Genomic DNA, 2929 nt, shown 5'->3' with positions numbered 1-2929 from the left:
ACCACCACAACGTCACCACCTACCTCGAAATCGGACCCGACCCCACCCTCACCCCCCACACCCCCGACACCACCCACACCACCCACACCCTCCGCCACAACCACAACGAAACCCACACCCTCCTCACCGCCCTCGCCCACCTCCACACCCACACCACCCCCCTCACCTGGACCACCACCCTCAACCACACACCCACCCACACACCCACCAACCTCCCCACCTACCCCTTCCAACACCACCGCTACTGGCTGGAGTCGGCCGCCGGGAGCGAGCAGGCCGTAGCCTCGCCGGGGCAGCCCGGTGTGACGGCGGATCACGCCGAGGCACGGTTCTGGGAGGCCGTGGACCGAAGCGACGTACCGGCGCTCACCTCGGTTCTCGGCCTGGAGGACGCCGACGGTCTGCCCCTGGACGCCGTACTGCCCGCGCTCTCCACCTGGCACCGGCGGCTGCGCGAGCACGCGGCGGTGAGCGGCTGGCGCTACCGGACGAGCTGGACCGCCCTCGGCCCGCGTCCAACGGCCACGACGCTCAGGGGTGCCGAGTGGCTGCTCGTGACCCCGTCCGGGTCGGACTCGGGCTCGGGCTCGGGTGGGGTCACCGGGAACATCAGTGGCAACACGGACACCGGGGACAACGGACCCTCCTGGATCGCCACCGTCCGCGCCGCTCTCCAGGACGCCGGCGCCCGGGTCGTCGAGGTCCCCGTCCGCGACGGGCGGAGCGACCGGGACACGGTCGCCGAGCTCGTCCGGCGTGCCGTTGCCGACGGCGGTCCGGTCCAGGGCGTGCTGTCGCTGCTCGCCCTGGACGGCGGAGCCTGCAGCGAGCCACCGCTGTCGGCCGCGGTCGCCCCGACCCTCGCACTGCTGCAAGGGCTCGCCGACGCCGCGGTGTCGGCCCCGCTGTGGGTGGCCACCAGCGGCGCGGTCCGGGTCAGCCCGGCGGACCCGCCGGCCCGTGCGGAATCCGCCGCCCTGTGGGGCCTGGGCCGGGTGGCGGCACTGGAGCATCCCGACCGCTGGGGCGGGCTGATCGACCTGCCGACCACCCCGGACGGCCGTGCCTCGCGGCTGCTGACCGACCTGCTCGCCGAGCCGCGCGACGAGGACCAGCTGGCCGTCCGGGTCTCCGGCGGCTATGCATGCCGCCTGGTGCCCGCACCGGCGACGGACACGGAGGGTGCACCGACCCCGTGGCGGGCGCGGGGCACGGTCCTGGTGACCGGAGGCACCGGCGCGCTGGGTGCCCACGTGGCACGGTGGCTGGCGCGCAACGGTGCCGAGCACATCGTGCTGACCAGCCGCTCCGGGGCGCGGGCCCGCGGCGCCGAGCAGCTGCGAGACGAACTGACCGCCCTCGGCGCCACGGTCACCGTCGCGGGCTGCGACGTCGCCGACCGCGCCGAGTTGGCACGGCTCCTCGACTCCCTCCCGGCCGCGCCGCCCCTGAGGGCGGTCGTCCACGCCGCCGGAGTACTCGCCGACGGCGTGCTGGAGTCGATGGAGCCCGAGCGCCTCGACCGGGTCTTCCGAGCCAAGGCCGACGCGGCCCACCACCTGCACGAGCTCACCCGGGGGCTGGACCTCGACGCGTTCGTGCTGTTCTCGTCGCTGTCCGGCACATTGGGCGGCGCGGGACAGGGCAACTACGCCGCGGCGAACACCTACCTGGACGCGCTCGCCCAACAGCGCCATGCCGAAGGTCTGCCCGCCACCTCCATCGCCTGGGGCCCCTGGGCGGACGGCGGCATGGCCGTCGACGACGCGGTACGGGAGCGCATGCGCCGCGGCGGAGTGCGCCCGATGGCACCGGAGCAGGCGATCAGGGCGCTGGAAGAGGCGCTGGGTGGTGACGAGACGACGCTCGCGGTCGCCGACATCGACTGGGAGCGGTTCCTGCCCGCCTTCACCGCGAGCCGTCCCAGCCCGCTCCTCGCCACGCTCCCGGCGGCACGGCGTCAGGCCTCCGCGCCCGGCTCCGCATCGTCCCCGGCCGGAGCGGGCGGCACCGCCGCCACGTCGGTTCTCGCGCAGCTGCTCACGGACGCCCCGGCGGGGGCTGGTACGGAGGTGGCGCTGGAGCTCGTCCGCACCCAGGTGGCCGCGGTGCTCGGACACTCCTCCGCGGAGACCGTCGCACCCGAGCGGGCATTCCGCGAGCTGGGATTCGACTCGCTCACCGCCGTGGAACTGCGCAACCGGCTCAACGCGGCCACCGGTCTGACGCTGTCCGCCACCCTGATCTTCGACTATCCGACCCCCGAGGCCCTGTCCCGGCACGTGGTGGAGGCGGTCCTCGGCACCGGTGCCCGGATCGGGGCGGTCACGGGGCCGACCCGCGACGCCGAGGACGATCCGGTCGTCATCGTCGGGATGAGCTGCCGTTTTCCGGGCGGGGCCGACTCGCCGGAGAAGCTGTGGGACCTGCTGATCGCCGGCGAGGACGCCGTCGCGCCCTTCCCGACGGACCGGGGCTGGCCCCTCGGCGAGCTCTTCGACCCGGACCCTGACCGCTCCGGAACGAGCTATGTACACGAGGGCGGCTTCGTCGCAGGCGCCGCGGACTTCGATGCCGGGTTCTTCGGGATCTCGCCGCGTGAGGCGCTGGCGATGGATCCGCAGCAGCGGCTGCTGCTGGAGACGTCGTGGGAGGTGTTCGAGCGGGCCGGGATCGACCCGGTGACGCTGCGGGGCAGCCGGACCGGGGTCTTCGCCGGGACCAACGGCCAGGACTACGCGAGCCACTCGACGTACGCGCCCGCGGACCTCGAAGGACACATCGGGACGGGCAACGCGGCCAGTGTCATGTCCGGCCGCATCGCCTACACGCTGGGCCTGGAGGGGCCGGCGGTCACGGTCGACACGGCGTGCTCGTCGTCGCTGGTGGCGCTGCACCTGGCCGCGCAGGCGCTACGGCAGGGCGAGTG

The 2929-nt window shown here is 74.2% G+C and carries 1 protein-coding gene; it reads left to right on the top strand.

Features of this window, described 5'->3' with window-relative positions; genetic code table 11:
* On the top strand, positions 1 to 2929 hold a 2929-nt coding region (locus ACIPSC_RS38980; protein WP_400835152.1), incomplete at both ends, for an SDR family NAD(P)-dependent oxidoreductase.

Source organism: Kitasatospora sp. NPDC090091 (assembly GCF_044747365.1).
Classification (GTDB): domain Bacteria; phylum Actinomycetota; class Actinomycetes; order Streptomycetales; family Streptomycetaceae; genus Kitasatospora.
The sequence above is the reverse complement of the archived record's forward strand: the minus strand, read 5'-3'. Positions and strand labels throughout refer to the sequence as shown.